The following is a 6354-nucleotide window of genomic DNA, read 5'->3' as shown; positions in this document are numbered from 1 at the left end:
TCCGCGACGCGCGGGGCGCCGGGATCGCGTTCGCCGCGGGCTGCGGCGGCCGGGTGTCCGGGTGCCGCGTGGAAAACACCGCGGAGCCCGGCATCGTGGTGGCGCCGGGCGCGACGACGACCGTGGCCGCGGCGGGTGACCCGGCCAACCCCGATGGCCTCGGCAGCCAAGAGCTGGACGACCTGCTGGCCGAGCTGGACGCGATGGTCGGCCTGCCCGGCGTGAAGGCCGAAGTGCGGGCGCTGGTCGACGAGCTGCAGGTCAACGAGTGGCGCCGCCGGGCCGGGCTGCCGGTCGGCCCGACCGGTCACCACCTCGTGTTCGCCGGCGCGCCCGGCACCGGGAAGACGACGGTCGCGCGGATCTACGGGAAGCTGCTGAAGGCACTGGGTGTGCTGCCGCGCGGCCAGTTCCGCGAGGTGTCGCGGCGCGACCTCGTCGGCCAGTACATCGGGCACACCGCGGAGAAGACCGCGGTCGTGGTCGAGGAGTCGCTGGGCGGCGTGCTGTTCATCGACGAGGCCTACATGCTGTCGCGCTCGGCGTCGGCGGGCGGCGACTTCGGCCAGGAAGCCATCGACATGCTCGTCAAGCTGATGGAGGACCGCCGCGACGACGTGGCGGTGATCGTGGCCGGTTACACCGCCGAGATGGCGGAGTTCATGTCGGCCAACCCCGGTCTCGCGTCCCGCTTCGGCAAGACGATCGAGTTCGCCGACTACACGCCCGGCGAGCTGCTCGGCATCGTCGGCCGGATGGTCTCGGCGGGCGACTACGAACTGGACCCGGCGGCGCACCCGGTGCTGACCGACTTCTTCGCGGGCGCCGCCGCCGAACCGAACTTCGGCAACGCGCGGGACGCGCGGCGGCTGTTCGAAGGCATGCGCAAGGCGCAGTCCCAGCGGCTGCGGCGGCTGGGCCGGATCCCGGACGTGGGCGAACTGCGCGAGCTGCTCGCCGACGACGTGGTGGTCGCCGCCGCACGCTAACGTGCGGGGGTGCGGGTGCTGGTGACCGAGGACGACGAAAATCTGCGGGTGGCGCTCGACGCCGCCCTCCGCGCCGCCGGGTTCGCGGTCGACGCCGTGGCCGACCTGCCGGCCGCCGACGAGGCGCTGTTCGTGAACCCGTACGACTGCGCGGTGTTCGACCGAATGCTGCCTTCGGGTGACGCGCTGCGGTACGTGAGCGAGCGGCGCCGCGCGGACTGGCCGATGCCGGTGCTGTTCCTGACCGCGCGCGACAGCGTCGCCGACCGCATCGACGGCCTGCGCTTCGGCGACGACTACCTCGTCAAGCCGTTCGCCATGCCCGAGTTGGTGGCGCGGGTCCGCCGACTGTGCCGCCGCGACCTCACCAGCCGGCCGGACGTGCTGCGCTGCGCCGACGTCGAGCTGGACAACGGCAAGCACCAGGTGACGCGCGGCGGCGTGCTGCTCACGTTGACGCGCAAGGAATACCTCGTCCTCGAACGCCTGATGACCGCGGGCGGGCGGCCGGTGTCGCGCACCGCGCTGCTGGGGTACGCCTGGGACGAGGCAGCGGACCCGGGGTCGAACGTGCTGGAGGTGGTGATCGGCCGGCTGCGGCGCAAGCTGCGCGAACCGGTGCTGATCCACACCGTGCGCGGCGTCGGCTATCGCATGACCGGGTGAACCAGGGCGCCGACGAACCGCCGCACCGGCCGGCCGGGTGGGTCGGCGGTGTCTTGAATGAGTCATTCAGGACCTCCGAAGACCTGAATGAGTCATTCAAGACGTCAGCGAAGCCGCCGCCGGGCGAGCCGCACTTTGCCGGGTTCTCGACCGGGTGAACGGTCCGCCGTTTCATCGGAATTTCATGATCGCTTGGCAGCATCCCCCGCGTCGGGGTCATCCGGGCCCCGACACCGCAAGGGGGTTGAAGTGAAGAAGATTTCGATGCTGCTGACGGGCATTCTCGCGTCCGCCGGGCTGGGCCTGCTTTCCCCGCCCGCGCAGGCCGCGTCGTGCGATGGCACTTACACGATCGTGGTCGGCGGAACGGGGGACAACGATTCCAACGCTCCTTATTGGCAGGGCAACATCAGCCAGCGCGTCGGCTACCCGGCCCAGCCGATCGGCTACAACGCCCGCCAGGGCGTCAACGAGCTGAACCGGCTGATCCGCGACCAGCGCAACGCGTGCGGGGGCCAGCACGTCAAGGCGGTCGGGTTCTCGCTCGGCGCCGCGGTCGTGCACACCTGGGTCACCGAAAACTGGCAGACCATCGACAACGTGAACGCCGTGCTCATCGCGGACCCGAAGCGCGCGCCCGGGCCGGGCAACGCCGGGGCGGCGGGCCACCCGCTGATCGCCCCGATCGCCGGTGCGCCGCTCGCCGGGGTGGACAACTTCTTCGGGAACATCCCGACGCTGACGTTGTGCACCGACGACATCATCTGCGACATCAACGCGGCCTCGGGCCTGCCCGGCTACCTGTGGGAAGGCAAGCACGGCAACTACAACTTCAACGTGGACGTCTATTCCGACGACGCCGGCGGCCAGTGGTACAACGGCGTCTACTACCCCTGATCCACGACGAGTCCTAGGGTGAAACGGTGAAGATGCGGGAGAAGCTGGAAGCGAGTCTCGCCCAGTCCCGGATCGCGTTGCCGTGGTGGGTGGCGGTCTGCACCAACGCGTTCACCGCGTTGCTGGCCGCCACCGCCGTCACCCAGCGGGCGGGGGTGCTGCCCCCGCTCGTGCTCGTCCTCGTCGTACTGCTCATCGGGGCGACCAGCCTGGTCTGGCTGGGCACCGGCCGCATCCTCCCAGTGTGGACCAAGTGCGTCACGGTGGCCGGCGCGGTGGCGATCCTGCTGACCGAACCGCGCCTGCCGGACTTCGCGCCGATCGTGCTCGTGGTGCTGGCCGCCGAGGTGGCCTCGATCGCCCGGCCCGCGGTCGCGTTCCTGTTCCTCGGGCTCGACCTCGCGGTGCTCGGCTGGGCGGCGGCCGGGCCCGGGCTGACCGGCGCGGCGGTGTACCTGGCCGCGGTGCTGCTCGGGCACTCGGGCGGGTTCATGCTCCGCTGGTACGTCCGCGCGCTGGCCGCCGAGCGCGCCGGCCGGGTGGCCGAGCGGGAGCACACGATCCTCACCGAACGCCAGCGCATGGCGCGCGAAGTGCACGACGTCGTGGCCCACTCGCTCAGCATCACGCTGCTGCACCTCACCGGGGCGCGGCGCGCGCTGCAGCAGGACCGCGACGTCGACGAAGCGATCGAAGGGCTCACCGAAGCCGAGCGGGTGGGCCGGGCGGCGATGACCGACATCCGCCGCACGGTCCGGTTGCTTTCGCACGCCCCGGCCGAACGGCACACGCTGCCGGGTGCCGGTGACATCGCCGGCCTGGTCGCCCACACCCGCGGTGCCGGCCTCGACATCCACTTCGAGCAGGAGGGCGACGCCGCCGACGTGCCCGACCTGGCCGGGCTCACGCTCTACCGGATCACTCAGGAGTCCCTCGCGAACATCGCCAAGCACGCCCCGCGCAGCACCGCCCGGATCCGGCTGCACGTCGGCCGGAACGAGGTCCGCCTCATCGTCCGCAACACCCTGCCCGACCGGCCGGCCGAGTTCGCCGCCGACGGCTCGGGGCTGACCGGGATGGCGGCCAGGGCCGAACAGATCGGCGCCCGCCTGCGGACCGGTCCCGACGGCGGCGACTGGCTCGTCGACCTCGCCGTGCCGCCGGCCGGAGCGAGCCGGTGACCGCGACCCGGGTGCTGCTGGTCGATGACCAGGAGCTGGTGCGGTCCGGCTTGCGCCGCATCCTGCGGCAGCGCGACGGGTTCACCATCGTGGGCGAATGCGGCGACGGCGCCGAAGTGCCCGCGGCGCTCGCCGCGGCCGAGGCCGACGTCGTCGTCATGGACCTGCGGATGAAGCGGGTCGACGGGATCGAAGCGACCCGGCGGCTGCGCCGGACCGGCCCCCACCCGCCGGTGCTGGCCCTGACCACGTTCGACGACGACGAGCTGCTGGCCGGGGTGCTGCGCGCGGGCGCGGTCGGGTACGTCCTGAAGGACTCGCCCGCCGAGGACCTGATCCGGGCCGTCCGCGCGGTGGCCGCGGGCGACGCGTGGCTCGACGTCGCCGTCACCGCCCGCGTGCTCACGACCTACCGCCACGCGGCCGCGCACCCGGAGCCGGCGCCAGGAACGCTGACGCCGGAAGAACTCGAGCTGCTGCGCGCGGTCGGCCGGGGCAGCACCGACGCCGAAATCGCCCGCTCGCTCGGCCTTCCCGAACCGGTCGTGAAGACCAGGTTCGCCCGCCTGACGAAGCATCTCGGCTTGCGCGACCGCGCCGCGGCCGTCGTGTACGCCTTCGACCACGGCATCGTGACGGCCGCCCGGACCACTGTGGACAGTCCGCCGCCCCACCTGCGGTTTTCGGTGCTCGGCCCGCTTCGCGCGTGGCGCGGCACGACGGCGCTCGACCTCGGCCCGGTGCGGCAGCAGGCACTGCTGGCCGCGCTGTTGCTGCGCCCGGACGTCGTGGTCACCGACCACGGCCTCCTCGACGACGTCTGGGGCCTCGAGCCCCCAGGAACCGGCACCGGCGTCCTGCCGACGTACGTGCTGCGGCTGCGGTCCTGCCTGCGCGCGGCGCACGAAACCAGCAAGGAGTCGGTGATCCGCCGCGGCCGCGCGGGCTACCTGTTCGCGAGCGACGGCGTCCGGACCGACTTGACGCGGCTGCGGGAGCTCGACCAGGAAGCGAAAGCGGCCACGGACAACGGAGATCTGGACACGGCGGCCGACCTGTGCGCCGACGCCATCGGGTTGTTCCAGGGCGAACCACTGGCGGGCCTGCCGGGGCCGTTCGCGGAAGGCGAGCGGCTGAGGTTGCGGGAGTACCGGCTTTCGTTGGCTCAGCGGAAAGCGGATTCGCAGCTGCGCCTGGGTCGGTACGCCTCGGCCGCCGACGAACTGTCCACTGTGCTCGCGGCCCATCCGCATCGCGAGCCGGTCGCGGGGCTGCTCATGCGGGCGTTGTACGCGCGTGGCCTGCGAACCGACGCGTTGGCGGTGTATGAGCGGATCCACGAGCGGCTCCGGAGCGATTTCGCGGTCGAGCCGGGCGCGGAGCTGACCCGGATCCGGACCGCGGTGCTGGCCGGGGACGATCGCTTTCTGGGCTTCACCTGATCGCGCGGCCGCCCGCATGTAATGAAAGGGTCATTCACCTCGCCAGACGACATGAATGAGTCATTCATGTCGTCTCCGCGGGCGTCAGGCAAACCCGCGGCCAGGCGTCTCGGCCGCCGATGACCCGCTCGCCCAATGTCTTGAATGACTCATTCAGGTCTCCAGAAGACCTGAATGAGTCATTCAAGACGCTGGCGCACTGCCGGGCCCCTGGCTGGAGAGGGATGTCAAGCCGGTGCCGGGAGGTGCAGGCGGCCGTCGCGGACTTCGGTGATCCGGTCCGCCGCCGTGAGGTGGGTGCGGTCGTGGGTGACCAGCACCGTCGCGGTAGCCCGCTGGTGGGTGAGGCGGGTGATCAGGTCGATCACGGCCGCGCCCCGGTCATGGTCGAGGGCGCTGGTGGGCTCGTCGACCAGCAGGACCGTGGGCTCGTTCATCAAGGCACGCGCGATGTTCACCCGCTGCCGCTGACCACCGGAAAGCTGGTGCGGCCGTCGCCCTGCCTCGGACGCGAGGCCGACGGCGTCGAGCAGCTCCAGCGCGCGGGTGCGGGCCTTGGCGGCGGAGCGGCCGTCGATCCGTGCCATGACCTGGAGCTGTTCCGCGGCGGTCAGCGCGGGCAGCAGATTGGGCTGCTGGAAGACGATGCCGACCTTGTGGCGGCGCAGGTCGGTGCGTTCACCGCGGCTCAAGCCGGTGGCCACGACGCCGTCGACGGTGACGGTGCCGGAGTCGGGCGTGATCAGCGTGGCGGCGACGGCCAGCAGGCTGGACTTGCCGGAGCCGGACGGGCCGGCCACCGCGGTCAGGCTGCCGCGCGGGACGTCCAGGCTGACCCGGTCGAGCGCGGTCAGGCGGGTGTCGCCGTCGGGGTAGGTGAGGGTGACGTCGGTCAGGGTGAGGCTCATCGGGCACTTCCCAGGGCGGTCAGCGGGTCGACGGAGGTGAGCCGGCGGATGGCGAGCGCCGCGCCGAGCCCGCCGAGCAGGACCAGCACGGCGGCCGGGACCAACACGGTGGCGGGGGTGAGGACGAAGGGGATCGCGGAGCCGGCCAGCGCGGCACCGGCGGCGACGGCGAGGCCGGTGCCGGCGAGCGTGCCGCCGGCGAGCAGGACGACGGCTTGACCCAGCGCGTCCTTGAGCAGCCCGGCCGTGGTGGCGCCCAGTGCCTTGAGGA

Annotated in this window: 7 protein-coding genes; 5 read left to right on the top strand and 2 right to left on the bottom strand. The window is 72.1% G+C overall.

What is annotated here, in order from left to right; genetic code table 11:
* The 5 genes from G3I65_RS28835 to G3I65_RS28815 form a co-directional block, all read left to right on the top strand.
* On the top strand, positions 1-989 hold a 989-nt coding region (locus G3I65_RS28835), incomplete at its 5' end, for an AAA family ATPase (protein ID WP_160698892.1).
* Positions 990-998: 9 nt separating this feature from the next.
* Positions 999-1655, top strand: a complete 657-nt coding sequence (locus tag G3I65_RS28830) for a response regulator transcription factor (RefSeq protein WP_160698891.1) — start codon at positions 999-1001, stop codon at positions 1653-1655.
* Between the two features lie 249 nt (positions 1656-1904).
* Positions 1905-2552, top strand: coding sequence for a cutinase family protein (locus G3I65_RS28825; protein ID WP_309235774.1), 648 nt, complete (start codon positions 1905-1907; stop codon positions 2550-2552).
* Positions 2553-2584: 32 nt separating this feature from the next.
* Positions 2585-3733, top strand: a complete 1149-nt coding sequence (locus G3I65_RS28820) for a sensor histidine kinase (RefSeq protein WP_160698893.1) — start codon at positions 2585-2587, stop codon at positions 3731-3733.
* A complete protein-coding gene (locus G3I65_RS28815; RefSeq protein ID WP_160698890.1) occupies positions 3730-5175 on the top strand; it encodes a BTAD domain-containing putative transcriptional regulator in 1446 nt (481 codons plus the stop codon). Before G3I65_RS28820 ends, G3I65_RS28815 begins: the two co-directional genes overlap by 4 nt.
* Positions 5176-5402: 227 nt before the next feature.
* On the opposite strand, the gene G3I65_RS28810 is transcribed toward G3I65_RS28815, so the two are convergent.
* Both G3I65_RS28810 and G3I65_RS28805 read right to left on the bottom strand, forming a co-directional pair.
* Positions 5403-6083, bottom strand: coding sequence for an ABC transporter ATP-binding protein (locus G3I65_RS28810; protein WP_160698889.1), 681 nt, complete (start codon positions 6081-6083; stop codon positions 5403-5405).
* Positions 6080-6354: FtsX-like permease family protein (locus G3I65_RS28805; protein ID WP_309235773.1), on the bottom strand; the 275-nt coding region annotated here is incomplete at its 5' end. The genes G3I65_RS28805 and G3I65_RS28810, both read right to left, overlap by 4 nt.

This window comes from Amycolatopsis sp. SID8362 (assembly GCF_010550475.1).
In the GTDB taxonomy this organism is placed as follows: domain Bacteria; phylum Actinomycetota; class Actinomycetes; order Mycobacteriales; family Pseudonocardiaceae; genus Amycolatopsis; species Amycolatopsis eburnea.
Note: the sequence above shows the minus strand (reverse complement) of the source record. Positions and strands in the feature narration are given on the sequence as shown.